General features: G+C 67.7%; 25 protein-coding genes. 14 read left to right on the top strand and 11 right to left on the bottom strand.

Annotated elements, in window-relative coordinates; genetic code table 11:
- Positions 1–43: 43 nt before the first annotated feature.
- The gene (locus IEY28_RS09285; protein ID WP_188996634.1) at positions 44–1,693 is read right to left on the bottom strand and encodes an alkaline phosphatase D family protein; all 1,650 of its coding nucleotides are present in this window, start codon (positions 1,691–1,693) and stop codon (positions 44–46) included.
- Between the two features lie 241 nt (positions 1,694–1,934).
- On the opposite strand from IEY28_RS09285, the gene nadA reads away from it, so the two are divergent.
- The 6 genes from nadA to IEY28_RS09255 all read left to right on the top strand — a co-directional run bounded on the left by nadA (position 1,935) and on the right by IEY28_RS09255 (position 8,339).
- Complete coding sequence (gene nadA, locus IEY28_RS09280) at positions 1,935–3,056, top strand: quinolinate synthase NadA (RefSeq protein WP_188996632.1); 1,122 nt, start codon at positions 1,935–1,937, stop codon at positions 3,054–3,056.
- Between the two features lie 2 nt (positions 3,057–3,058).
- Positions 3,059–4,663, top strand: coding sequence for an L-aspartate oxidase (locus IEY28_RS09275; RefSeq protein ID WP_188996630.1), 1,605 nt, complete (start codon positions 3,059–3,061; stop codon positions 4,661–4,663).
- Positions 4,663–5,478, top strand: a complete 816-nt coding sequence (gene nadC / locus IEY28_RS09270; RefSeq protein WP_188996628.1) for a carboxylating nicotinate-nucleotide diphosphorylase — start codon at positions 4,663–4,665, stop codon at positions 5,476–5,478. The genes IEY28_RS09275 and nadC overlap by 1 nt, the downstream gene beginning before the upstream one ends.
- Positions 5,479–5,517: 39 nt before the next feature.
- Positions 5,518–6,174 (top strand): RNA 2'-phosphotransferase, encoded by a 657-nt coding sequence (locus IEY28_RS09265; RefSeq protein WP_188996626.1) that lies wholly within the window; start codon positions 5,518–5,520, stop codon positions 6,172–6,174.
- A 131-nt stretch (positions 6,175–6,305) separates the two neighbouring features.
- On the top strand, positions 6,306–7,598 hold the full coding sequence (locus IEY28_RS09260) for a hypothetical protein (protein WP_188996624.1): 1,293 nt from the start codon (positions 6,306–6,308) through the stop codon (positions 7,596–7,598).
- A 60-nt stretch (positions 7,599–7,658) separates the two neighbouring features.
- Positions 7,659–8,339, top strand: coding sequence for a DUF8127 domain-containing protein (locus IEY28_RS09255; protein ID WP_188996622.1), 681 nt, complete (start codon positions 7,659–7,661; stop codon positions 8,337–8,339).
- Between the two features lie 4 nt (positions 8,340–8,343).
- Here the strand turns inward: IEY28_RS09255 and gpmI are convergent, their stop codons facing one another.
- On the bottom strand, positions 8,344–9,903 hold the full coding sequence (gpmI, locus tag IEY28_RS09250) for a 2,3-bisphosphoglycerate-independent phosphoglycerate mutase (protein ID WP_188996620.1): 1,560 nt from the start codon (positions 9,901–9,903) through the stop codon (positions 8,344–8,346).
- 107 nt (positions 9,904–10,010) lie between these two features.
- Here gpmI and IEY28_RS09245 point away from each other — a divergent pair, with 107 nt between their 5' ends.
- A complete protein-coding gene (locus IEY28_RS09245) occupies positions 10,011–10,355 on the top strand; it encodes a carboxymuconolactone decarboxylase family protein (RefSeq protein ID WP_188996618.1) in 345 nt (114 codons plus the stop codon).
- A 76-nt stretch (positions 10,356–10,431) separates the two neighbouring features.
- A complete protein-coding gene (locus IEY28_RS09240; protein WP_166972191.1) occupies positions 10,432–10,824 on the top strand; it encodes a DUF7522 family protein in 393 nt (130 codons plus the stop codon).
- Here the strand turns inward: IEY28_RS09240 and IEY28_RS09235 are convergent, their stop codons facing one another.
- Positions 10,825–11,742, bottom strand: a complete 918-nt coding sequence (locus IEY28_RS09235) for a sodium:calcium antiporter (RefSeq protein ID WP_188996616.1) — start codon at positions 11,740–11,742, stop codon at positions 10,825–10,827.
- A 274-nt stretch (positions 11,743–12,016) separates the two neighbouring features.
- On the opposite strand from IEY28_RS09235, the gene IEY28_RS09230 reads away from it, so the two are divergent.
- Positions 12,017–13,270 (top strand): DNA double-strand break repair nuclease NurA, encoded by a 1,254-nt coding sequence (locus IEY28_RS09230; RefSeq protein ID WP_188996614.1) that lies wholly within the window; start codon positions 12,017–12,019, stop codon positions 13,268–13,270.
- Position 13,271: 1 nt separating this feature from the next.
- Here the strand turns inward: IEY28_RS09230 and IEY28_RS09225 are convergent, their stop codons facing one another.
- Both IEY28_RS09225 and IEY28_RS09220 read right to left on the bottom strand, forming a co-directional pair.
- Positions 13,272–13,607, bottom strand: coding sequence for a DUF7113 family protein (locus IEY28_RS09225; protein WP_188996612.1), 336 nt, complete (start codon positions 13,605–13,607; stop codon positions 13,272–13,274).
- Between the two features lie 88 nt (positions 13,608–13,695).
- Positions 13,696–14,487 carry an endonuclease/exonuclease/phosphatase family protein gene (locus IEY28_RS09220; protein ID WP_188996610.1) on the bottom strand — a complete coding sequence of 264 codons (792 nt, stop codon included), beginning with the start codon at positions 14,485–14,487 and terminating at the stop codon, positions 13,696–13,698.
- 87 nt (positions 14,488–14,574) lie between these two features.
- On the opposite strand from IEY28_RS09220, the gene IEY28_RS09215 reads away from it, so the two are divergent.
- Together IEY28_RS09215 and IEY28_RS09210 are read left to right on the top strand one after the other, a co-directional pair.
- Complete coding sequence (locus IEY28_RS09215) at positions 14,575–16,389, top strand: ATP-binding protein (RefSeq protein WP_188996608.1); 1,815 nt, start codon at positions 14,575–14,577, stop codon at positions 16,387–16,389.
- A gap of 69 nt (positions 16,390–16,458) precedes the next feature.
- The gene (locus IEY28_RS09210) at positions 16,459–17,163 is read left to right on the top strand and encodes a Bax inhibitor-1 family protein (RefSeq protein WP_188996606.1); all 705 of its coding nucleotides are present in this window, start codon (positions 16,459–16,461) and stop codon (positions 17,161–17,163) included.
- Positions 17,164–17,214: 51 nt separating this feature from the next.
- On the opposite strand, the gene IEY28_RS09205 is transcribed toward IEY28_RS09210, so the two are convergent.
- Positions 17,215–17,397, bottom strand: a complete 183-nt coding sequence (locus IEY28_RS09205; RefSeq protein ID WP_188996604.1) for a hypothetical protein — start codon at positions 17,395–17,397, stop codon at positions 17,215–17,217.
- Between the two features lie 234 nt (positions 17,398–17,631).
- Between IEY28_RS09205 and IEY28_RS09200 the strand changes: the two genes are divergently transcribed.
- From IEY28_RS09200 to IEY28_RS09190, 3 genes are read left to right on the top strand one after another with little or no spacing between them, the layout of a single operon-like run.
- The gene (locus tag IEY28_RS09200) at positions 17,632–18,642 is read left to right on the top strand and encodes an N-acetyltransferase DgcN family protein (protein WP_188996602.1); all 1,011 of its coding nucleotides are present in this window, start codon (positions 17,632–17,634) and stop codon (positions 18,640–18,642) included.
- A complete protein-coding gene (locus tag IEY28_RS09195; RefSeq protein WP_188996600.1) occupies positions 18,639–19,688 on the top strand; it encodes a dipeptide epimerase in 1,050 nt (349 codons plus the stop codon). The genes IEY28_RS09200 and IEY28_RS09195 overlap by 4 nt, the downstream gene beginning before the upstream one ends.
- Positions 19,689–19,746: 58 nt before the next feature.
- Positions 19,747–19,908, top strand: coding sequence for a hypothetical protein (locus tag IEY28_RS09190; RefSeq protein ID WP_188996598.1), 162 nt, complete (start codon positions 19,747–19,749; stop codon positions 19,906–19,908).
- A 27-nt stretch (positions 19,909–19,935) separates the two neighbouring features.
- On the opposite strand, the gene IEY28_RS09185 is transcribed toward IEY28_RS09190, so the two are convergent.
- The 5 genes from IEY28_RS09185 to IEY28_RS09165 form a co-directional block, all read right to left on the bottom strand.
- Positions 19,936–20,409, bottom strand: coding sequence for a redoxin domain-containing protein (locus tag IEY28_RS09185; RefSeq protein WP_166972214.1), 474 nt, complete (start codon positions 20,407–20,409; stop codon positions 19,936–19,938).
- An 83-nt stretch (positions 20,410–20,492) separates the two neighbouring features.
- Positions 20,493–22,385: a glutamate-cysteine ligase family protein gene (locus tag IEY28_RS09180; RefSeq protein ID WP_188996596.1), complete on the bottom strand. Its 1,893-nt coding sequence runs from the start codon at positions 22,383–22,385 to the stop codon at positions 20,493–20,495.
- Between the two features lie 211 nt (positions 22,386–22,596).
- Positions 22,597–23,109 carry a gamma carbonic anhydrase family protein gene (locus IEY28_RS09175; RefSeq protein ID WP_188996594.1) on the bottom strand — a complete coding sequence of 171 codons (513 nt, stop codon included), beginning with the start codon at positions 23,107–23,109 and terminating at the stop codon, positions 22,597–22,599.
- Positions 23,110–23,156: 47 nt separating this feature from the next.
- Complete coding sequence (locus IEY28_RS09170) at positions 23,157–23,714, bottom strand: DUF7504 family protein (RefSeq protein WP_188996592.1); 558 nt, start codon at positions 23,712–23,714, stop codon at positions 23,157–23,159.
- Positions 23,715–25,250: a DUF7125 family protein gene (locus tag IEY28_RS09165; RefSeq protein WP_188996590.1), complete on the bottom strand. Its 1,536-nt coding sequence runs from the start codon at positions 25,248–25,250 to the stop codon at positions 23,715–23,717. It lies immediately after the preceding gene.
- Between the last annotated feature and the right edge of the window lie 32 nt (positions 25,251–25,282).

The raw sequence follows: 25,282 nt of genomic DNA, 5'->3' as shown, positions 1-25,282 counted from the left end.
ACGGTCTGGCTGTGCAGGTGTGAGTTCGCCCGACCGAAGAACGTCATCCGCGTCGTTGCAACGAGTACTCCCCGGCCGGGCACCGGAACCGGGCCAGCAACCGTCGGTTCGCGTTCGCCGAGTTCGTCCGTTTGTCGACGCCGTAGGCGCTGTACGTGCAGGCGTCGGGCGTGAACTCGACGGTGGCGTACCCCCAGTCGTGGCTGTCGAAGAACCGGACGTGGGGGTTGTACTCCTGTACGTATCGCTCGACGAGGCGCCGAACCTCGGGGTCGTTCGGCAGGCCGAGCAACTCGCGGAGGTTCTGGCTCGTGATCGCGGGCGTCATGAACTCGACGCCGTATCGGCGGTCCCGCCCCTCGATGTAGCCCGCCAGCGCGGTGTGCATGTCGCCGGTGAGCGCGACCAGCGAACTGTCGCTCTCCGCTGCGGCCCGGAGAATCCGGTCGCGTTCGGCGGCGAAGGCGTCCCACGCGTCGGCGTTGAGCAGTTCGACGCCGCCCAAATCGAGGTCGAACTCCATCGCCAACACCTCGTTGGCCCACGCCGACCACGTCGCGTCGCTGCCGGCGAGTCGGTCGGTGAACCACCGGCGCTGGCGCTCGCCGAGCATCGTCTCGGTTATCTCGCCGTCGCTCTCGCCGATGCGGGCGCCGAACTGCGCGCCGTCGGCGGGCGCGGTCCGGTACAGTCGCTCGTCGGTGACGAACAGGTCCACGAGGTCACCGAAGCGGTAGCGTCGCCAGAGGTCTATCTGGTCCAGCAGCGAGTCGGCGTCGGGGTCGTAGGCGACCCGCGTCGGCGTGTACTCCCACCACGCCCGGATACCGTCGGCGAACAGTTGCGTCATGAACTCGGGGTCGTCGTTGCGCGGGTGGTCACCGCGGCCGGCGTAGGGGCGACCCGTCTCGTAGTCCCAGTAGCGGTTGTTCACTATCTCGTGGTCGTCCCACGTCTGGATGATGGCGTGGGCGGCCAGCGCTTCCTGCAAAAACCGGTCCGTGCGGTAGGTGCGGTGGAGATAACGGAAGTCGTCGAGGTCCATCGCCACGTTCTCGCCGCTGGGCAGGGAGAGCGAGCGGTCGTCGAACTGCCCGCCGCCGTGTTCGTAGATGAAGTCGCCGAGGTGGACGACGAAGTCGACGTCCTCGTTCGCGACGTGGTGGTACGCGCCGTAGTAGCCGTTGCGGTAGTCCTGACACGTCGCGAGGGCGAACGCGACCCGGTCCGGACTGGCGTCGGGCGCGGGGAGAGTCCGACAGCGCCCGACCGGACTCGTCGCGCCGTCGTAGGCAAACCGGTAGTAGTAGCGCCGGTCGGGTTCCAGTTCCCCGTCGAGGGCGGCCTTGACAGTGTAGTCGTGGTCTGCGACCCGGTCGGCCGGGACGCGCCACGACCCGACGGTGTTCGAGAGGGCGGCGTCGCGGGCGACGGTCAATCGGAGGGGCACCCCCTCGCGGTGCGCGTCGGGCGAGACGCGCGTCCAGAGGACGGCGCCGGTCGGCGTGGGGTCGCCGCTGGCGACGCCCTGCGGAAACACCGCTGACGACGGGGGCCCGGCGGCGGTCATCATCGCCCGGGGGAACGACGAGACGTCGTGTGCGCGTGCGGCGGCCGACCCGGGGAGCGTCGCCGCCAGTACCGCCGCGAGGACGGTCCTGCGGCCGTAGTCGACGTCGTCCGTCTGTGGCATAGCCCGCCGGACGGCCGAGATGCACTAAGTAAACGGAGGATTAGCGACCCGACAACCGCGATAGGGCTGGCTTATCGGGACGGTCATCCCCGCTATTTGCTCCGCGGTAACAGACACCACAATTCGACAATCGCCGGTATCGAGGTGCGATTCCCAACACGAACGCGTATTGAAGGAGAAATCTTTTCAACACCACAGTCCGAACGGTTTAGTACCGATAGGTGCGTCAACCGTGCCCGAAATGGAAACGGCTGAGTTCGAAACCGACCTCAGTCTCTTCAAGTACGACAACCTCGAACAGCTCCCCCCGGCGTACCGGGACCTCGAGGAGGACGAACGGACCGAGCGCATCGAAGCCGCGCTCGAAGAACTCGGCGACGACGTGGTCATCCTCGGCCACAACTACCAGCGACGCGAAATCGTCGAGCACGCCGACTTCATCGGCGACTCCTACCAACTCTCCGTCGAGGCGGCCGAGAGCGACGCCGACTACGTCATCTTCGGCGGCGTGACGTTCATGGCAGAGTCCGCCGACATCATCACGGACGAGGACCAGAGCGTCATCCTGCCGTCGATGGAGGCCTCCTGCCCGATGGCGGGGATGGCCGAGGCCCTGCAGGTCGACGCGGCGTGGGCGGAACTGACCGCCGCGACGGACGAGGACATCATCCCCATCACGTACATGAACAGCTACGCCGACCTGAAGGCGTTCTGCGCCGAACAGGGCGGGCTGGTCTGTACGTCCTCGAACGCCCACAAGGCCTTCGAGTACGCCTTCGAGCGGGGCGATAAGGTACTGTTCCTGCCCGACAAGCACCTCGGCGAGAACACGGCCCACAGACTCGATATGGCCGACGAAACGGTCGAGTGGGACCCGTGGGACCCCGAGGGCACCGACGCCGAAGAGGCCGTCGAGAACGACGTCATCCTCTGGGAGGGGTACTGTCAGGTCCACGAGCGATTCCGCGAGGACCACATCGAACAGATTCGGGCCGACGACCCCGAGGCGAACGTCATCGTCCACCCCGAGTGCCGCCGCGAAGTCGTCGAGGCCGCCGACGTGGTCGGGTCGACGGCGACCATCTGTGAGACCATCGAGAACGCCGACCCCGGCGAGACGTGGGCCATCGGCACCGAGATTCACCTCACCAACCACCTCCAGCGGTGGCACCCAGAAGTGGACGTGGTTCCGCTCTGTGGCGACGCCTGCATGGACTGCAACGCCATGCGCCAGATAGACCCGAACTACCTGACGTGGGTACTGGAAGAACTCCTCGCAGGCCGCGAGCGCAACGTCATCGAAGTCGCGCCCGAGGAGAAGGAACTGGCGCAGGTCGCGCTCGACCGGATGCTGGAGATCTGATCATGAGCGAACACGACACTTCGGACGTGCTGGTCGTCGGGTCCGGCATCGCCGGGCTCGCGGCGGCGCTGGGGGCCGTTCGCGAGCTCGAACAGCGTGAGAGCTCGGAACGAGCGAGCGGTGGAACCGCGAGCAGCGAGGGCAGCGAGGTCACCCTCGCGACGAAGGCCACCCGCCCCGAGGGAGCCTCCTCGTGGTGGGCACAGGGCGGCATCGCCGTCTCTCGCGACGACCCCGAGCAGTTCAAACGGGACATCGTCGCCGCCAGCGACGACACCGCCGACCCCGACGCCGTCGACGTGTTGGTCGAGAACGCCAACGAAGCCGTCGAGGACGTGCTGTTCGACACGCTCGACGTCGAATTTGACCAGAACGGGGACGGCCCCGACTACACCCGCGAGGCCGCCCACAGCGAGGACCGCATCCTCCACGTCGACGCCGCGACGGGCAAGCACATTCACGTCCCGTTCCTGAACTATCTCGACGACCACGACGGCGTCGAGATTCTGGACGACACCGCCGCGCTGGAGTTGATTCGCCACGAGGGGCAGGTCCACGGCGCGATGCTCGAAGCCGACGGCGAGGTGACCCCACACTACGCGGGGAGCGTCGTCCTCGCCACCGGCGGCATCGGCGAACTGTACCCGCGGACGACCAACCCCGATAACGCCACCGGCGACGGCATCGCGATGGCCGCGCTCGCCGGCGCCGACGTCGAGGACATGGAGTACGTCCAGTTCCACCCGACTGCGTGTGTTAGCGAGCCACCCCGTGGCTCGGACGGAGGCGGTGGAACCGCCGGAGCGGACGGCGACGTCGCCTTCCTCGTCAGCGAGGCGGTCCGCGGTGAGGGCGGCCTCCTGCGGAACGGCGAGGGCGAGCGGTTCATGCCGGACTACCACGCGGACGCCGAACTCGCGCCGCGGGACGTGGTCGCCCGCGCCGTGAAGGCCGAACGAGAGGCGACTGGCGAGGTGACGCTCGACGTCTCACCTGTCGACTTCGCCGAGGAGTTCCCCGGCCTCGCAGAGCGGTGCGAAGACCACGGCGTCGACTGGGAGACGGGGATTCCGGTCGCCCCGGCCGAACACTTCCTCTGTGGCGGCGTCGCCGTCGACGAGTACGGCCGGACGACGCTCGACCGTCTCTACGCCGTCGGGGAGTGCTCCCGGACCGGCGTCCACGGCGCGAACCGCCTCGCGTCGACCTCTCTGCTCGAAGGGCTGGTGTGGGGCCTGCGCGCCGGTGAGGACGCCGCCGGCCGGCCCGTCGCGCCGATCGAGGCGCCGGACTTGCTGGAACGGGACCCGGACCTCCCGCCGAAGTTCGCCCGCGATAAGTTCCACCGCCTGCGTCGCGTGATGGACGAGCAGTTGGGCGTCGAGCGCGACCCCGAAGAACTGAACCGCGCGATGGCGGTTCTGCGCCGTCTCAAGGGCGAGGTCGACGCCTACGTCCGCACGCGAACGTCCCGGTCGCTGTACGAACTCCGGCACGCCAGCGTCACCGCGCTGCTGGTGGCCCGCCACGCCGCCGAGAACACGGAGAGCGTCGGCACCCACAACCTCGTCGAACCCGACCAGCCGGAACCCCCGGCCGACGACTGATGATTACGGACGCCGACGTCGAACGGTGGCTCCGCGAGGACGTGGGCCACCACGACGTGACGAACGACGTGCCGGGCGACACCGAGGGCCGTCTGGTCGCGAAGGAAGCCGGCGTCGTTGCCGGGGTGGACGCCGCGCGAGCGGTGTTCGAGTACGTAGGCGTGACCGTCACCGAGGCCGTCGACGACGGCACGTCGATAGCGACCGGCGACGTGGTCCTCAGCGTCGAGGGACCCGCCCGCGAGGTGTTGCGGGGCGAACGCGTCGCCGTCAACGTCGTCGGGCACGCCTCGGGTATCGCCACGAAGACGCGGGAAGCCGTGGACGAGGCGCGTGCCGTCGACGACGACGTGCGAATCGCGGGAACTCGCAAGACCACGCCCGGCCTGCGCGGCGTCGAGAAACGGGCCGTCGCCGCGGGCGGCGGGGACACCCACCGCCTCGACCTCTCGCACATGGTGATGGTCAAGGACAACCACGTCGCGGAGATGGGACTCGACGGTGCCATCTCCCACTTCCGTGAACGGGCCTCCTTCGCCACGCAACTCGACGTGGAAGTCGAGAGGCCCGAAGACGCGCCGAAGGCCGTCGAAGCGGGCGCGGACGTCGTCCTGCTCGACAACATGAGCGTCGCCGAGACGGAACGAGCGGTCGACCTCGTGGCCGCGGCCGAGGGCGACGCGCTCACGGAGGCCAGCGGCGGCATCACCGTCGCGGACGTGGCCGACTACGCCGCCACCGGCGTCGACGTCATCTCGATGGGGGCGCTGACCCACTCCGCGCCCACGCTCGACCTCTCCTTCCGCACCGGGTGAGCGGGACGCTTTTGTCGGTCACCGGCCGACCGTGAGGTGATGCCTGCCGAGGTGCGAACCTGCGACGACCACGGGTTCTTCGAGGGCGAGCAGTGTCCGAACTGTGGCGACAGCGGCCGCCTCGTCCTCCGGGGCGACCGACGACGACGGCTCTCGAAGTTCGTCTCGGGAGCGCTCAGGCACTTCCCCGAGGACGCCGGCCTCGAACTCGACGCGGCGGGATGGACGCCGTTCGCGGCGCTGGTCGCCGCCGTCGAACGGACCTACGACTGGGCCGACCGCGAGATGCTCGCAGGAGTCGTCGCGACGGACCCGAAAGGCCGGTTCGAGCGGACCGGTGGCGACGGTGGCGAGGACGACCGGATTCGCGCGGCCTACGGCCACTCCGTCGGCGTCTCGCTGGACACCGGCGAGGAAACGGTACCGGAGACGCTGTACCACGGCACCGCCCCGCGGAACGTCGACGCCATCGAGCGCGACGGACTGAAGCCGATGGGCCGCCAGCACGTCCACCTCTCGGGGAGCGTCGCGGACGCCCGCGAAGTCGGTCGCCGCCACGCGAGCGATCCCGTGGTGTTCGCCGTCGACGCCGCCGCGATGGAGGCCGACGGGCGCGACGTCACTCGCCGCGGCACCGGGACGTACACGACCGACGCGGTGCCGCCGCGGTACCTGACTCGTCAGGCCCCAGAGTGACGGAGACTGATCATATATGGCTGCGTTGGTCCCGGCAGACCGTCCCCGAATCACTAGCTTTATGCTGGAATTATCAGTCAGATACGACAGACACGAAACCGGGCGCGCCGGACGGCAGTCCGACCGTAGCGATGGTATCTGGAGAGGCAGGGGACCGAACGCGGACCGACGCACACCTCCGTGAGCGGCCGCTCCGTGACTATCTCGGCGGCGAAGAGGAACTGTTCTACGTCCTGCTGAACCAGCGCGTCGGCGTCGAACGGACTCGCGAGGAGACGGTCCAAATACGACCAGCAGCGGACTGTGGTGCCGTCGCCGGCCTCACCGACCGACGGGTCCTCCTCCTCGTGGGCGACCCCGACGGGCACGACGGGGACTTCGTCGCGTCGCTCCCGTACGCCGACGTCACCGACGCGACGGCAGTCACCGAGATGCTCACCGCCAGTCTTCGGTTCGAGACGGCGGCAGGCGCGACGTGGTCGTTCACCGCCCGCGAGGCGGACGTCGACGACGTGGCACAGTTCCTCGCCGACGCCTGTGACGGGTGGGGCGAGGTGACAACTGCACTGGACGAACTCGACGGTCACTGTGACGCCCTCGCGGCAGCGCTCGATGCGGCGAACTGGGCGGCGTTCGACGACCGCCGGGCCGCCGCAGAGTCCGCGCTCGAAACCGCCCGCGACGGCGCCGACGACGCGCCCATCGACGGCGTCGTCGACCGCGTCGAACGGCTCTCGACCGACCTCTACCGCCTCGTCCGGGACCGTCACGTCGGACGCGGCGAGGAACTCCTCTCGGAGGCCGAGCGCTTGCTCGACGACGGCGCGTTCGAAGCCAGTCACGACCGCGTCGAGACCGCCCGCGAGCGGTTTCAGGACGCGACCGACGTGGCGACCGCCCACGACGTCGACGACGAACCCGCACAGGCGGGCCTCGCGGCGGCCGACGACCTCGAAGCGTCCGTCACCGCACGCCCCATCGAAGCCGCTCGCGAGGCCTACGACGCCGTGGACGACGAGGGCGACCCCGCCGACCGCGTCGCGGCGCTCGAAGACGCACTGGACGCCTACCGCGTGGTGGCGCGGGTCGTGACCGCCGGCGAGCGCCCCTTCGACGGCGACTCCGAGACGGTCCGCGAGGAGACCGAACCGGTCATCGCCGACCTCGTGAGAGCGCGAGTCGAGTGCGCCCGCGAGCGACGCGCGGCCGGCGAGTGGGAGTGGGAAGCGGGCAACGACGAGGCCGCCTACGACCTGCTCTCTGCGGCCCGCGACGACTTCGACCGGGCCGTGGAACTGGCCGCGGAGTTCCCGCCGGGCGACGCCGACGCTATCCGGAGAGAGCGCGAACAACTGGTCGAGGACATCGACCCGCTCGTGATTCGCTACGAACTCACACAGGCCAACGAGAAGTTGGAGCACTGATCGGTTCGTGGCGCTCAGACGAAACGAATATTCCGTCGATACGACAACTGCAACCAGCGTATGCTCTATCGTGGTTGGTCCCCCAGCGAACGACAGCGGGCCGTCGTCTCCCTCGGTCTCGGCCTCCTGCTGGTCTTGAACCCGCTGTTCGTCTACACGCTCGGCCTCGGCGAACCGACCTACGAGTACCGAGCGGTCGAGGTGACGCCGGTGGGCGACAGCGTCGAGTTCGAGACGCGGCCGCATCCGGCGTATCGCATGCAACCGGTCCGGGGCGTCGACTGCGTCCGACTCCGTGGGTCGTACTCCTGTTACCTGTCGGAGTCCCTCGCGAAACGGGGGCGCGCGACAGTCAACGTCACCCGGTACGAGACGACGCCTCGCGCGCGATACGTCCGTCTCGACGATGGGTTCTACCGCAGGAGCGCCACGGAGCACGGGGAGGCGGTGACGCTGTCTCTAGAGCGTGTCTCCGCCGCGACGGTTCTCGATACCGTGAGTAGTTCGTTCGAATACGTCAGCCCGCCGGTCGCCGCCGCCATCGAGGACGGCACCGCCCGCTCACACGTCGAGGAAGACGGAGCGAAGTTCGTCGAAGCGGACGGGCGCTACTACTACGTCGCCGCGCGACAGGTCGACGGCGGCGTCGAAGGCAGGTGGTGGGTCTCGTCGCTCGGTGTCCTCGTCGGCCTCGCCGCACTCAGACGCGGCAGACGGATACGGACGAGCGAGCGCGCGTGACTCCTCACTCGACCAGCGGCGTGCCGGTCATCTCCTCGGGGCGGTCGATACCCATCAGTGTCAGCATCGTCGGCGCGAGGTCGGCGAGGGTGCCGCCGTCGCGGGCCGTCTTCCCGTCGGCAGTGCCGTCGGCCGAGAGGTAGATGAACGGCACCGGGTTGGTCGTGTGGGCGGTGTGGGGGTCGTCCTCGGTGCCCATGTCGTCGGCGTTGCCGTGGTCGGCACAGATCAGCAGGTGTCCGCCGGCCGACTGGACAGCCTCGGCGAGGCGGCCCAGTTGCTCGTCGACGGCCTCGACGGCCTCGATTGCGGCCTCGTAGTCGCCCGTGTGGCCGACCATGTCCGGGTTCGCGTAGTTGAGCACCATCGCGCCGGGGTCCTCGTCCTCGACGACCGAGACGGCGGTGTCGGTGACCTCCGGGGCGCTCATCTCCGGCTGGAGGTCGTAGGTGGGCACGTCGGGGCTCTCGACGATGTGGCGAATCTCGCCCTCGAACGCCACCTCGCGACCGCCGTTGAGGAAGTACGTGACGTGGGGGTACTTCTCGGACTCGGCGATGCGGAGCTGCGTCTCGCCGGCCTCGGCCAGCACCTCGCCCAGCACGTTCTCCGGTTGGTTCGGCGGGAAGGCGACGGGCACGTCGAAGGTGGCGTCGTACTGGGTCATCGTCACCAGCCGCGTCTCGGGCGGTTCGGTGTCGGCGCCCCAGTCCTCGGGGCGGATGTCGGCGAGCATCCGAGTGAGTTGTCGGGCGCGGTCCGAGCGGAAGTTGAAGAAGACGACCGAATCGCCGTCCGCCAGTGCGGGACCGCCCGCCACGAGCGTCGGTTCGACGAACTCGTCGGTCTCGCCGCGCTCGTAGGACTCGGTGACGGCGTCGACGGCCGTCTCGGCGGTGAACTCGGCCTCGCGGTTGACGATGGCGTCGTAGGCACGGCGGGTCCGCTCCCAGTTCTGGTCGCGGTCCATCGCGTAGTAGCGTCCGCAGACGGTGGCGACGTGGCCGGTGCCGTGTTCGTCGGCGTGAGCCGCCAGTTCCGCGAGGTAGTCCTCGCCGCCCGTCGGCGAGGTGTCCCGACCGTCGGTGAAGACGTGTGTCACGGCGTCGGCGCCCCGCTCGCCGGCGAGTTCGACGAGCGCGTGGAGGTGGTCCTGATAGGAGTGGACGCCCCCGTCGGAGACCAGTCCCATGAAGTGTACGCGCCCGCTGTGTGATTCGGCGTACTCGAACGCCGACAGTATCTCGGGGTTCTCGAAGAACGCGGGGTCCTGCGCGTCGTCGTCCGGCGGACTTTCGCCCCGCGAGCGGGCGATGCTGTCGCTGACGCGAGCGGAGTCCTGCTTGACGACGCGGCCGGCGCCGATGTTGAGGTGGCCCACCTCGGAGTTCCCCATCTGTCCCTCGGGGAGACCGACGCGGCGGCCGTGGGTCTCCAGCGTCGAGTGTGCGCCTGCGTCCCAGTACCGGTCGAAGTTCGGCGTGTCGGCCGCGGCCACGGCGTCCCGTACGTCGTCGTCCGGGTTGCGGCCCCAGCCGTCGAGGATGACGAGCCCGACTTGCATACTCGGAGGGTGGCGTGACCGGCCTAATAGCCCTTCGGTCGCTCGCAAGCCCCCGGATTTCTTCACCGACGGTAGCTCTTTCACCCCAGTGAACAAATTCACACTTGATGACACGAACTGCCGAACTGGCGTCGTTCAACAAGGCGCTCGGCGACCTGCTGACGGACGCACCGGAGATAGAACAGTTCACGGGGTTCCTCGAAACCGCAGAAGGTGACGACGCGTTGGACCACAAGACGAAGGAACTCGTGTCGCTGGCTATCAGCGTCGTCGTCCACTGTGAGAACTGCATCCTCTGGCACACCGACGCGGCGCTGAAAGCCGGCGCGACCCACGAGGAAGTCGTCGACGCGCTGAAAGTCGCCGTCGTGATGGGTGGCGGGCCAGCGCTGACCTACGCCGTCGAGGCCCACGAGACGCTCGAAGCGTTGGAAGACGAACGAGGCGAGTGAAAACCGTCCCAGAGGGTCGCCGTCCGGGGGTGCCGGGAACCCCGACGTTAAGAGGCTGGCCCGTCACCCTACGGGCATGACACGAAACATCCTCTCGGACGATCTCGCCGACAGCATCGTCACGACGGCTCGCACCGCCACTGGCGACTCGCTGCGGTCGGTCACCTACTTCACGCGTGCGAACTTCGAGCAGTTGTATCTGCGGGAGGACTTAGAGCAGGACGCGGACCTCAACGACTTCGTGGGTCACGAGTGGCAGGGGTACAAGCAGACGAAAAACGCCTATCAGGACTCCGAACTCGGCGAGTACAGATTCACCGTTCGGGCCTTCGAGAACGGCTACCTCTTGCGGGCCACTACCGACCGACAGGGCGTTCTCATCACCACCGACGGGCTCTCGATGAGTTCCTACGAGGAGATCGCAGAGGCCATCGAACGGCTCCTGCGCGAGGAATCCGGCAAGGAGTGATCAAAACAGGTTCGCCAGCCAGTTGGCGGCGTTGAGCGCGACCAGCACCCCACCTTCTAGCCGCGACAGGGCGGCGTCGGTGTAGAACAGCACCGTCACGAGCACGACGGTCCCGAGTAGCCACGCCGTCCCCTCGATGCCCACCGGCGTCACCGGGAGCGGGTGGACCACGGCCGCGAGTCCCAGCACACCGAGGACGTTGAAGATGCAACTCCCGACGAGGCTGCCCGCCGAGATGCCGGTCCGGCCCTGTCTGGCCGCCGCCAGCGAGGTGACGAACTCCGGCAGGGAGGTGCCGGCGGCGACGACGGTGATGCCGATGACCCACTCGGAGATACCCAGTGCCTGTGCGATGTCGACGGCCGACAGCACGAGGAGGTGCCCGCCGCCGACGACCAGTCCGAGGCCGGCGACGAGGCGGCCCACGTCGGGCCAGTGGAACGGCTGGTCCACGGCGGCGGCCATCTGGTCGCCCCCGTTCCGAGCGAGATAGAGGAGGTACCCCAGCAGTCCGGCGAACAGGAGCGCCCCTTCGAGGCGGCCGAGGCGGCCGTCGACGACCAGACCGAGCAGGGCCACCGTCGTCACGACGAGCAACACCGAGTCTCGGCGGACGAGCGCTCTGGAGGTCGCAAGCGACCGGACGAGGGCGACCCCGCCGAGGACGAACCCCAGATTGAGGACGTTCGACCCGACGACGTTCGCGACGGAGATGTCCGTCTGGCCCGCGAGTGCGGCGTCTATCGTCACGGCGAACTCCGGCGCCGAGGTGCCGAAGGCGACGACGGTGAGGCCGACAACGAGGCCCGGAACTCCCAGTTGGCGGGCGATACGACCAGCGCCGGTGACGAACCGGTCCGCGCCGAACCAGAGCGCGACGACGGCGACGCCGACGAACAGCGCGTCGAACAGCACCATCTCAGCACAGGGACGAGTTCGGGGCGACGTTCACGGCCGATGCTGGCGACATACTGCCGGCTACCACCAGCGCCCACCTAACCGTTGTGCCAATCTGTGGAGTCCGTCCGGTCCTGCGGCACGAGGTTCGATAGCCGGACCGTCTCGTCCGGTACCGGCGTCGAAATCACGGGGTTGCTGGCTGTCGGAAGCGTCGCCGCTGCCCATCGAAACCCCGTCCGTTACAGTGGGTAGACCCCACCAGAGTTATGCTCCCGCCAGCGAACCCACGCACATGACGTTGGACCCGGTACACGTCGACGGTATCGCGAAACTCGCCGGACAGGTGGGTGCGACCGTCGAGTCGAGTGACCAAGGGGCCGCCGCCGAGGAGGTGTGGGCGAACTTTCTGGACCCGCTGTACGACACCACCGGCCGCGAGATACTGGTCCCACTCGGCGAGCGACGCCGTCGGAAAGTCCCCATCGCCGACATCGCGCTGGAAGACCCCCCGTTCCCGACCCAACACGGGCTGGACTCGGGGACCATCAACCCGACCACGTTCAAGAACGGCCTCGTACTGGACGTCGCACAGGCGGCGATGAGCGCGACGCCCTCCGACGTGGACCTCCACCGCGGGCGGACCATCATCATGGCCGTCCACTCGAACGACACGACGCTCCAGTTCGACGGCGACTGGCGGGCCGACGACCGGGGGTACGCCCGCCGTCGCGTCCTCGACGCCCCGCAGGTCGACCGCTTCGAACAGCGCGTCGTCCACGCGCTGGCGCTGTATCTCGCCGAGAGCGAGCACGCGCTGTTGAACGCCGACTCGGTCGAGGACCTGTTCGTGCTGGACGGCCCCATCTACCCGACCGGACTCCTCCGGTGGGCCGACAGGGACACCGAACTCGCGGAGGTGTTGGCCGAGGACGACCGCCCGAAGAGCGTGGTCGGCAACTACGTCGAACTCGTCGAACGGTTCGTCGAGCGAGACGTGCCACTCGTCGGGTTCGTCAAGAACTCCTCGCGGAAGCCCCTGACCCGCGCCGTCCGCAAGAAGACCACCGCCCCGTGGACGAACGACAGCGCCTTCTTCCGCCACGTGCTGGAGCGTCGGGACGACGAGGGCGAGCGGCAGGACGACGCACTCACCTGCACCAACTGGTTCCGCTCGCGGGCCGGCACCGACGGGACGATGGCCGCCGACGGCGACGCACTGGGCATCGAGCGGACGCTGGACTCCGAACTGTACGAGGTCACGTTCTTCGTCTGCTACGACCCCCGCACCGACCTCGTCTTCCGCGTCGAAGCCCCCTACGCGTTCACGAAGGACCCCGACCGACGGGAACGGCTCACGCGTCAGGTACTCCACGACGTGGCCGCCGAGCGCGGCCCGCCGCTGGCCATCGCGAAGGCCGACGAACTCGCGAGCATCGACCGACAGGGGAGCGAGGAACTCACCCGCCGCATCGAACGGGAGTTCGACATCGACCGCGACTCGTCGTACAACGACCTCCGCTGGGGGGCCATCGAGGAGACGTTCTGAGCTACGCTTCCTCTGGCTGGAGCACCGACACCTCGACGGCGTCCGCGTCGACGCCGAGGCGGACGAACTGGGTGCGGACGTGCTCTCTGGCCGCCGAGAGCGCCGCCTCGCGGGTCTCGAACCCCCGTGGCATCGGCGACTCGAAGGCGACCCGTAGCTCCCGGTCGCCGACGGTCTGAGCCTGTCCGCCGCTCTCGACCTCGTAGAAGGAGTCACACACCCAGACGTAGGGCGCTCCTTCGTCCGGCGCACCGCGGTACGAGGGGGGCTCCTCGCCCGGTTCGTACAGCGTGCCAGTCAGTCCGGTCCCCCCGGCGGTCCCGCGAACGAGTAACATGGCCGTAGCTACGCGCTCTGACGGCAAAAACTCCCCGAGGACCGTCGTCGCCGCTGACAGGTCCGGCGATCCGGGCGGCGTGGGCGGGTCAGAACCGGCAGTCGACGGCCACGGGGAGGTGGTCCGAGGCGTAGTGGTCGTCGTCCCGGTCGGTGACGGCCGCCCAGCTATCCACCGCCACCCCCTCGCTGACGAACACGTGGTCGATGCCCATCTCCGGAACGAGGTCGTGAAAGTCCGTCCGCGTCGTCGTCGGGCCGTGCCGGACGGGTGTGCGGTCGCGGGCGTCCTCCAGCGTGCGCCCGTCGGGGAGCGTGTGGCCGTCCGTGCGCTGGTGGGCGGGGGCACCGACGACGCAGTTGAAGTCGCCGCTCAGGACGACCGCTTCGCCCTCGACGACGCGGTTTAGCCGCGACAACACGAGGTCGATGCCCTTCTCGCGCGCCTCGGCCCCGATGTGGTCGAGGTGGGTGTTCACCGCCAACAGCGCGTCCCCGGTCGCCCGGTCCCGGAGTCGCCCCCACGTCGCCACCCGGGGGTGTCGGGCGTCCCACCCGACGCTGCCCGGTGTCTCCGGTGTCTCCGAGAGCCAGAACGTGTCCGTCCCCTCACAGTCAAAACGCGCCGTCCGGTAGCCAATCGCCGTGTGCTCGCCGCCCGCTTCGACCGTATCGCGCGGGTCGCCGACCCAGTCGTACGTCGGGAGGAGCGTCTCCAGTTCCAATATCTGGTGTCTCTGTGCCTCCTGTACCCCGACGACGTCCGGGGCGTGGTACCGAATCGTCCCGGCGACGAGGCGGCGCCGATGGGACCAGTTGTCCAGTCCATCTTCGGGGGCGTCGTAGCGGACGTTGAACGACATCACCCGTACCGGTTCCATACCACCTCTCCAATACCCACGAGCGTAAGGTTTCACTTCCGCCACGCTGGGGAAAGGTGTTAATCCCCGGCTACCGTGGGTCCCGATATGTCCGACCTCGGGGATTTCACCGATTTCGACGGCGAGGACGCGGCCGACGACGAGGCGTCGGCTACCTCGTCTACCGGCACGGCCGACGAGACGGTCGCGGAGAGCGACGACGGGTTCGAAGACATCGACGTCGACCCGGTCGGTGCCGACAGCGGCCTCGGCGTGCTCTCGGCCGCCGACGGCCTGCGCATCAGCGAGGACGCCGAGGAGTGTCATCTCCGCGCGTACGTCACCGCCGCCAACCGCTCTGCGGTCCGCATCGGGAAGTACCTCCTCGTCCCCTATCCGGACGGCGAGCGCCTCTTCTGTCGCATCTCGGCGCTGGAGTACGCACAGGAGTTCCGCGCCGACGACGCCACGGAGATTCACGCCCGCCGCGCGATGCGCCAGCAGGGCATCGACGAACAGGACTTCAAGTTCATGGCGGAACTGGACCCCGTGGCGGTGCTGTATCAGGACGGCGACGAACTCAAACGGCGGATGACCGACCGGGTGCCCAAACCCGAGACCGTCGTTCGGGAGGCCACCGACAAGTCCGAGATAAAGACCGGCCTGAAGATTCCCGAGGACGGCGTCTTTCTGGGCCACCTCTCTGTCGGCGGCGAGAAGGTCAGGACCAGCGCCGAACCGCCGACCATCGACTACCGCCTGAAAGACGACTACGAGGACGGCGACCCCCTCGTCTTCCGGCACACGCTCGTCGCCGGTGGCACCGGGTCCGGGAAGACCCACAGTTCGAAGAACGTCCTCCGACAGTATCTGGGCCGCACCTACGAGATGACCGACGGGCGCTCGCCGGAACTGGCCGTCGTCCAGTTCGACCCACAGGACGAGTACGCCCAGATGCACGACGACAACCCGAAACTGACAGACGAGTTCGCCCGGCGGTGCGAGCGAGAGGGGGTGGCCTACGGCGGCTACGACGACACCATCGCGTTCGTCCCGAAAGTCGCGGGCACCGAGTACAACGCCAGCCACCACCGCGCCGAACAGGTGGAGTTCACGGTTCCGTTCTCGCTCGTCTACGAGAACCCGTGGCTCATCGCCGGGTCCAGCCTCAACGACAACCAGTACGGGGCGCTGGTCAACACGTTCCTCAAGCGGTTCAAGCGCGAGTACGGGGAAAGCGGCACCTACGACCAGTTCCTCACCTTCTTAGACGACCCGGCGCTGAAGGAGGAACTCCACGAGGCCGGCGACGTCCACGAGGCCACCTTCGACGCCGTCAAGCGGCGGGTGCGCGGCTTCGGCGCCGTCTTCGATCAGGACGCCAGGCCCATCACCGACCAGATATCCCAACTCGTCCGGGACGGCGGCCTCACGGTCATCCCCACCTACCACATCACGGACTCGCGGACGGCCTCCACTATCGTCCTCGCCGTCTCCAGCCTCCTCATCGATCAGAAACTCTCGAACGACCCCACCTACGACCGTATCAAGGAGACGCCGCTGGTCCTCGGCATGGACGAGGCACACAACTTCCTCACCGACGCCGACAGCGTACAGGCCCGGAAGGTCATCGGGAAGTTCACCGAGGCGGCCAAACAGGGCCGGAAAGAGCGGCTGGGCCTCTACCTCATCACGCAGGACCCCCAAGATATCGCCGACCCGGTGTTCAAGCAGATCAACACGACGATGGTGCTGAACTTGGGCGACGAGGACGCCATCAAGGCCGTGAACATCCCCAGCAACCTCGAATCGAAGGTCCCCTACATGGAGAAGGGCCAACGGGTCGTCTACTCCCCGGACAACTCCGAACCCGTCGAACTCATCGGCCTCTCGACGTGTGTCACCCGGCACGGGCGAGACTGACGACGCTTGTAGTTTTCGGCCGTCTGGGAGGGAAAAGGCCCATGTGTGACAGTCGAGTGGCTCTCAAACATGAGTAGCACCTTCGACCGCGGAACCCGCACCGTCGGGGCGACGGTCGACCGAAACATTAGCAAGATAATCGGGATGGGTACCGCGCTGGTCGCGGTCAACATCCTCGTGATGTTGGGGCTGTCTTACACGCCGATAGCACCGCTCGGCGCGGCGCTGTTCTCCAGTTTCTTCGTCGGCATCGCCGTCTTCGCCGTCTCCGTCGGGGGCGGCTTCTGGATAGCGACGAAGGGCGTCGAGCGCGGGAATATGGGGCTGGCCGGCGCCGGCGTCCTCCTGATTCAGGGCGGCTACGGCCTGTTCGGCGCGGCGATACTGTACATCTACGGCGGCGGGGGGATCCGGATACCGGCGCTGGGTATCACCACCGTCATCACCGGCGCTATCACCGCCGTCATCGCCACCGTCGTCTTCAAGAGTAACTACGACTTCTCGGGGTGGCAACGCTATGCCTTCGGGTGTTTCATCGGCGGACTGGTCGTCGGCGCCGCCGGCGTGTTCCTGAGTCCGCTGCTGGTAGTCGTCGCCGGCCTCCTCTTTTTCCTCGGGTTTATCGTCGACCTGACCTACGAGATATGGGCCGTGCGCGAGAACCGCTACGCCAGCGACTTGCGCAACGCCATCGGTATCTACGTCGCCGTCATGGGCGTGTTCGTCCACGTCCTCCAGTGGGTCCTGCGAATCCTCTCGATGCTGGACCAGTGACACGGGCGCCTGTCCACGGCGAAACGTGTCGCTGAACGGTTATCGAGAGCGTTATCGGCGCCGTCGCGACTCGCTCGTGTCACGCGGTGCCGTCTCGTCGTAGCCGGGCACTCGCGTCCGAACGGTGGCGAAAAGCGGGACGCCGAGCAACATCCCGAACGTCAGCCCGAGCAATCCAAGCGTGACGGCGATGTCTGCGAGCGGTTCACTCGACGGGGGGAGTATCGAATACATGCGGTGGCCGGACGTCTCTGTGCGGGGTTGGTTGGCCGCGAAGATATTCTTTCTCCACGACGATAATTAGTCATAGTTTACGCGTTAGCACGGCTGATACTGCGTGCCCCCGGTCGCGTCGCCGCGTCGACGACGCTCAGACCACACAACTGCGACGGACTGTCGGCCACCGGCAGTCCGTAGACGCGACCGTCCGACCATACCTTTAGGCCCGGGGACCGCGACAGTTCTCGTATGCAGGTCGCCGTCCTCGCCCACGAATCGTTCCCCGACCGCGCCAAGACGGCCGTCGGGTTGCTCCGCTACGGTGACCACGAAGTCCGCGCGCTGGTCGACAGAGAACACGCCGGCAAGCACGTCACCGACGTTCTTCCCGGGGTGCAGGACGCCCCCATCGTCGCGTCGATGGACGACGTGCCGGAGGTCGATGCACTACTCATCGGTATCGCTCCCATCGGCGGTGCGTTCGACGAGTCCTGGCGAGACGACGTGCGGACGGCGCTGGAACGCGGCTGTGACGTCCTCGCGGGACTGCACGACTTCCTCGAAGACGACGACGAGTTCGTCCGCCTCGCCGAGGAACACGGCGGCGAACTCCACGACCTCCGGAAACCACCCGACGACCTCACCGTCGCCGAGGGCACCGCCGGCGAGGTCGACGCCACCGTCGTCACCACCGTCGGCACCGACTGCTCGACGGGGAAGATGACCGCCTCCTTCGAGATACGCGACGCGGCCCGCGAACGGGGGCTGGACGCCGCCGTGGTGCCGACGGGCCAGACCGGCGTCGCCATCACCGGGTGGGGTATCGTCGTCGACCGAGTCATCGCCGACTACGCCGCCGGCGCCGTCGAACGTCTCGTCGAGACGCCCGAAGACAAAGACGTGCTCATCGTCGAAGGACAGGGCGCGCTCGCCCACCCGGCGTACTCCGGGGTCACGACGAGCATCCTCCACGGCTCGGCCCCGGACGCGCTGGTGCTGTGTCACAACGCCGGACAGGAAGCGATTCACGGCTACGAGTCGTTCACCATCCCGCCGCTGGACGAGTACGTCGAAATCTACGAGCGACTCGCGGCCCCGATCTCGGATGCGACCGTCGACGCCGGGATGCTGAACACCAGCGCCCTCGACGCGGCGGACGCGGTGGACGCGGTTGCCACGTATCGCGAGGCGTTGGGCGTCCCGGCGACGGACCCGGTTCGTGACGGCGTCCCCGACGAGGTGCTCGACGCAATCCTATGAAGTGGCACGTCGAACGGTACGACCTCCCGCTCTCGACGCCGTTCGGTATCGCCCGGCGGACCAGCGAGACGACCAGCACCGTCGTCGTCGAACTCACCCACGATGGCACCACCGGCGTCGGCGCGGCGACGCCGACGGAGTACTACGGCGAGACGCCCAGTAGCGTCGCCGAGACGCTCCCGGACCTGCTGACGACGGTCGAAACCGTGGGCGACCCGCACGCGGGCCAGCGCATCGAGCGCCGCTTGCACGAGCAGGCCCCCCACCAGCCGGCAGCCCGCACGGCCGTCTCCATCGCGCTGGCCGACCTCGCGGCCCGTACCCTCGACGTCCCCCTGTACCGCCAGTGGGGACTCGACCCCGAGCGGGTACCACCGACCTCCTACACCGTCGGTATCGACCCGCCCGAGCGGATGGCCGAGAAGGCCGTCGCCGCCGTCGAAGCCGGGTTCTCGACGCTGAAGGTGAAACTCGGCACCGACGCCGACCGGGACCGGTTCGAGGCGGTCCGAGAGGCGGTCCCCGACGCCGACATCCGGGTCGACGCGAACGCGGCGTGGGACCCCGAGCAAGCGGTCACGGCAGCCGGGTGGCTCGAAGACGCGGACGTGACGATGCTCGAACAACCGGTCGCCGCCGACGACATCGAAGGCCTCCGGCGGGTCACGCGGTCGACGGCGATGCCGGTGTGTGCCGACGAGTCCTGCGTGGTCCCGACGGACGTCCCGCGGGTCGCCGACGCCTGCGACGTCGTCAACGTGAAACTCGTCAAGTGCGGTGGCCTGCGGGCCGCGATGCGCCTCGTCCACGCCGCCGACGCCCATCGCCTCGCGACGATGCTCGGGTGCATGGTGGAGTCGAACGCCGCTATCGCCGCCGCGGCGCACCTCGCACCGCTGGTCGATTACGCCGACCTCGACGGCGCACTCCTCCTCGACGACGACCCCTACGACGGCGTCCCTATCGACGACGACGTCTTCGAACTGCAGGCCGTCGAATCGGGGACCGGCGTCCGGCCGAACCCCGGATTCGACGGCGGGGACTGACACCGACCCTGCATACGAAAGCCGGAGTGTTACCCCGCGGGAGCGTCAAGCCGTCCACATGCCCGAGTACTGTGACAACTGCGGGACCGAACTGGATCCATCACAAGCGCGCCACCAGCGCTACATGGTCGAACACGTCTCCGAGGACGTCGCCACGCTGGAAGGAGCGTTCTGCTCGGACTGCTTCTACGAGTTCGAAGCGTGGCTGGACGCGGCGTGACGGAACGGTATCTGCTTCGTGGCCGATTCAGGCGCTCTCGGCGGCGTCGAGCAGTTCCTCGTAGTCGGGTTCGTTGGTCGGGTCGTCGGCGACCCAACTGTAAGAGACGTCGCCGTCGTCGTCGACGACGAACACGGCGCGGTTGGCGACGCCGTGCAGGCCGAGGTCACCGATGTCGATCTCGAGGTCGTAGTCCTGAATCGCCTCGCGACTCATGTCGCTGACGAGGTCGAACGACAGGTCGTGTTCGTCGCGGAAGGCGTTGAGCGAGAACGCCGAGTCCGCGCTCAGACCGAGGACCGTCGCACCGGCACCCTCGAAGTCTTCGAGGTGTTCCTGCAGTGCGACCATCTCGTTCGAACACGGCGGCGTGAACGCCCCGGGGAAGAACGCGAGCACGACGGGACCGTCGCCGACCTGCTCGTCGAGTTCGAACGTCTCTACCTCTCCGTTCGCGACTGTCGCCGAGATGTTCGGCGCGGAATCGCCTGTGGATACCATCGGCTGTTCGTTATCGCTTGAGCCGAATAAATGGTAGTAACCCGGGAACCACTGCCCACAGTCCGGGCGACGCCCTGAGGCGGTTACACCCACTCGGCGAACTCGTGGTGCTCGCGACTGCACTCGAAGTAGTCCCGTTGCATCGCCGCGATAGCGGCGGTGAGGTCGTACCCGTCGTTCAGGTACGACCGAACGCGGTCTATCTTCCACGAACTCGGCGTCTCGCCGGCCTCGTAGCGGCGTTCGACTGGGTCGAGGTACTCGTCGATGCGGGCCGCCGGGACGTCCTGTTCGGCGAGGCCGAGGCGTGCGTAGTGGAACACCTCGTCGAAGATGACGTCGCGGTCGGTGGTGCGCTCGCCGTGGCTGGTGACCCACGCGAGGTCGGCGTCCAGTCCGTCCTCGGCGGCGGCATAGAAACTCCGACGGGCCTCCTGCCACGGCAGTTCGGCCAGCGGGTGGTCGGCGGCGACGAGGCCGCGGATGAGACCGACCGTCAGCGCCTGTAAGCCGATCATGTCCGTGACGTGGGGTTGCGTCGGCAACGGCCGGTACTCGATGCGGAGCGAGCGCTCGCTGGCGGCCCCGTCGACGGCCGTGCCGCCGATAACACAGCGGAGCCACCGCCAGTAGGTCCCTCGCTTGTGGTCGAACTCCCAGAACTCGTCCTCGAAGCCGTTCCGGTCGTCGTCTTCCAGCCACTCCCGCAGGAACGGGGCGAACAAGTCGTCTGCGACCACCCGGTCGACCACGTCGGTCACTGTGTCGATGTCCTCGGGCACCCGGACCTTCGGGTTCTCGCTGGTGTTGACCGACTGCTCGAAGGCGGCGATGCGGAGTTCGTGGTGGGTTTGCTCACAGAGCCACTCGCCGTCGACGCCGTCGTACATGTCCGCCGGGAGGAACGGCGAGTTCACCGAGATGGCGAGCAACGGCCCGAGCGTCCGGATGGCGGCGTTGTAGTAGGCCGGGAACGCGTCGCTGTCGGGAATCTGGAGGTGTGGCTGGATGGAGGTGGCCAGCGACTCGAAGAGGATCGTCGGGAACGCGCCGTCGTAGCCGGGCACGTCGAACGGAATCTCGCCGCCAGCGTGCCGGAGCGCCTCGTTGTCCAGCGCGACGTATCGCGGGGCCTGTCGCATGTTCTCGGCGAGTACCACGCCGTCGCGGTCCTCGTGAGCCGAGAGGTAGGACTCGCTGCCCTCCTCGGGGGGAATCGTCCACATCGCGTCCAGTACGAGTTCGCAGTGCTGGTTGCTCGCCTGCGCGCGGGCCTGCTTGGTCTGCATCTCGACGGCGGTGGTCTGGACCTCCATGCCCGTCTGATCGAAACTGTTCGGTTCGGTGTTGACCTCGGCGTTGTGCAGGCCGAGTTCCTTGTTCGCCTCGCCCTCGAAGACGACGTCGGGCAGGCGCGTGAGTCGCCCCTCCCACTCGTCGGGGTCCATGTAGGGGCCGTCCTCGTCGGCCACCGCCTCGACCGCCGGTTCCCCCTCGTCTTCGGGCGTCTCCGGGCCGTCGTCGGCGAGCGGGCTGTCGGGATCGATATCGAGCGACGGCCCCTCGCCGGGGCCGAACCGGTCGTCGCCGTCGTCGGTATCGTCGTCTGTGTCCGACGAATCGTCGGGTGCCAGCGGATCGTCGTCCGTCGGGTCGAGCGAGGCCCCGCCCCCGTCGGCGGGTTCCGCCGGGGCGTCGAGCGACCCGTCCCACGCGTTTCCGCCGCCGCCCGAGAGGTCGGCGTCTAGGTCGCTCTCGTCCAGTGTCTCCTCGTCCTCGTCGGGTTCGGGTGGCTCCGGGACACTGTTGATAGCGTACAACTCGATTTCGAGGCCGACGGAGAACGACTCGTTGTCGAACTCCCCTGCCTCGATGGCGGTCCGTAGCTGTGCCGCCTGGTCGTCGACCCGGTCGGCGAACTCCTCGTACGTCTCGTCAGCCAGCGAGCGGCGCACCAGGTCGACGATGTCGTCCATACCGTGAACTGTGGCGGTTCTTCCCTTATAACTACCCCGTCGTCGGCGAAGGTCTCGGCCGCGTTCGCGCTCCACGGCACCCTCCGGTCGGCGTTCCGCTTCGGGGGCGACGCTTTCACTGCCGTTCGTCTGTCCCTCGTTACTGCTCCACGGCTCCCTCCGGTCGCCGTTCCGCTTCGAGGGCCGCTCACTTCGTTCGCGCCCCTCGCTACTACTCGAACAGGTCCTCGTGGCGCGCGGCGAGGTTCGCGTAATCCCCAGAGGAGAACGCCTCGAACACTTCGTCGGGGTCGATAGTCGTCTCCGAGAGCGGCGTCACCTGCGCCGGACTCCCGCGGACGAACGACTCGGCCGGCACCTCGTAGCCCGGCGGGACGACGGTGCCCATCGCGACGATAGAGCCCTTGCCGATGACGGCGTCGCTGACGGTGGAGTTGAACCCGATCAGCGCGCCGTCCCTGACTTCCGCGTCGTTGAGGACGGCCCCGTGACCGACCATCACCTTCTCACCGACCGTCGAGGCGTGGAGGATAGCGCCGTCGCCGATGGCCGTCTCGCGTCCCACTTCGACCGGGGCGACGTCGCCACGGAGGACACAGCCCGGCCAGACGTTGGCGTTCGGGCCGATCGTCACGTCTCCGACCACGGTCGCTTCTCGACTGACGTGTGCGTAGCCGTGGATGTCCGGCGCCGCCCCCTCGAACTCGTATTCGCGACTGTCCATATGCGATACAGCGTGTTGCCCATCCGAAAAGATACCGGTCAGGCGGGTCAGGTGTGGTCGACGGCATCGTCGAACAGCGGTTTCAGGCGGCTGATCGTCTGGTCGTCGTGTGCGGCGGGGTCTACGTGGAAGTGCCCGACGGCGTCCACCTCGCGCAGCTGTCCGGCGAGCATGTGGAGGAACTTGAACGCCGACTGCAAGTCGACGAACTGGAGCAGTTCGGTCAGCGAGTCGAAACAGGCGACCAGTTGCATGCTGTCGTCGTGGTCGGTGAGGTAGTTGTTCAGCCGCATCCCCAGACCGGTCGGGTCGTTCGGGTTCGCCGTCGTGACGAAGACGTTGTCGGGCACGTCGTGGTCGTCCCCTCGGAGCCCCCCGTGGTCGCCGACGACGACGATGCCCATCCGCGCCGGCAGGTCGCCGTGATGCTCGCGCCAGTCGGCGATCAGTTCGGGCGGCGCGGCGGAGTACGTGACCTGCAACACGTCGAGGGTCTCGGGCGGGGCCGGTGCCAGCAGGTCCAGACACGTCTCCTGCTTGCTCGAACTCAGAGACGGTGCAGACACGAGGACGTTCGTCCCCGGACGAGCACCCGTCTGATCCATCTACTGGGCACCCCCGTCCCCGTCGAGCGTCGCCGCCGTGGACCCCGCACCCGGCGGTTGCTGGACGCGCATGTACGGTTTGTCCTCGATGTACTCGACGAGTCGCGTCGACCCCATGTAGCCGCTGGGCGACTTCTGGAGTTCGATGTACTGGAGGCCGTTGTCGGTCACCCACGTCTTCAGCGTCTGCCACGACCCGTTCTCGTAGAAGGCGGCGAGTTCGTCGTCCAGCGTCGCGGGGTTGAACAGGTACATCGTCGTGTCGCCCTCGCGATAGAGGTTCTCCTCCTCCCAGAAGCGCATCTGTCGGAGTTCGTCGTCGTCCAGCACCGGCAGTTGCGCCTCGACGTTGAGGACTGTGAACATCGACTGGTCGCCCCGCCTGTCGTCGACCGTGCGGAACACCGACGCGGGGTTGTCCGTGTCGTGTTCCTGCGGTTTGAACACGTTGCGTTTGGTGTTCTCCCAGATGTTGGCGAAGTCGATGAGGAACAACTGGTCGGTCGCCAGCAACTCCTCCATGTCACCGATGCGCTCGTCGATGATGCTGCGCAGGCGCTTGGGCGGGAGTTCCACCGGGGGGACGATGGTGATAGCGCTCCCGTCGTCGCGGGCCTCTACGAGCAGGTTCGTCAGGATGGAGTGGGGACTCGCCCGACCGTCGTGTTCCAGCAAGAGCGTCCCGCCCTGGACGATGCCGCCGCCCATGAGGTGGTCCAGCCCCGGGATACCCGTCGACATGTGGTCGCCGGGGACGAACTCGCCGGGGTGGGTCCGGAGGCGCGGTGCGACGCGCAACCCCTCGTGGGTGAACGACACCTCGTGGACGCGTGTATCGTGGTCGACGCCGCGCATCTTCACCACCTCGATAAAACGGTGGTAGTCGCCGCCGACGTTCTCCCGCCAGAGGCGGAGGACGCCGTGGGTGTTGAACTGGACGGCGTCGCTCGCGGCCACCGTCTTGACGTCGTCCTGCATGAGGTCCGGTTGGGACTCCTCGGCGGTGAATAGCGCCGTCGCGTCGAACTCGTCGTTGAGCAACCGGATGAAGTCGAGCAACGTCCGCCGGAACACGTCCTGGTTCTCGCCGATGGCCGAGAGCCCCGAGACGGAGTCGAGGACGACCCGGTCGACGGGCCCGAACTGTTCGAGGTAGCGCGTGATGTACTTCGACTCGAAGGGGGCCGAGTAGTCGCCACCGAGCATCTTCCCGCCTTCCAGCGTCTCCAGCGTGAGTTCGCGTTCGTCGCCGCCCTCGACGGTCTGACCCGGCGTCGCGTGAATCGACGTGACCGTCAGGTCGTCGTCGTGGAGGTCGAACGCGAAGTCCGCAAACGCGTCCGATAGCTCTTCGAACGTCTGTTCGGTGCTGATGTACAGGCACTCCTCGCCGCGGTCGAGCCCCGCCTGCAGGAATTGCATGGCGAGCGTCGATTTGCCCGTGCCCGGACCGCCGGTGACCAACACTGTGCGGCCCTTCGGAAGGCCACCGTCGAGGATACTGTCTAGCGTCTCGCTACCGGTGGGTACCGACATCGTAGTCTCTGTCCTCAGTTGGACAGCACGTG

This window comes from Haloarcula pellucida (assembly GCF_014647235.1).
In the GTDB taxonomy this organism is placed as follows: domain Archaea; phylum Halobacteriota; class Halobacteria; order Halobacteriales; family Haloarculaceae; genus Haloarcula; species Haloarcula pellucida.
The sequence above is the reverse complement of the archived record's forward strand: the minus strand, read 5'-3'. Positions and strand labels throughout refer to the sequence as shown.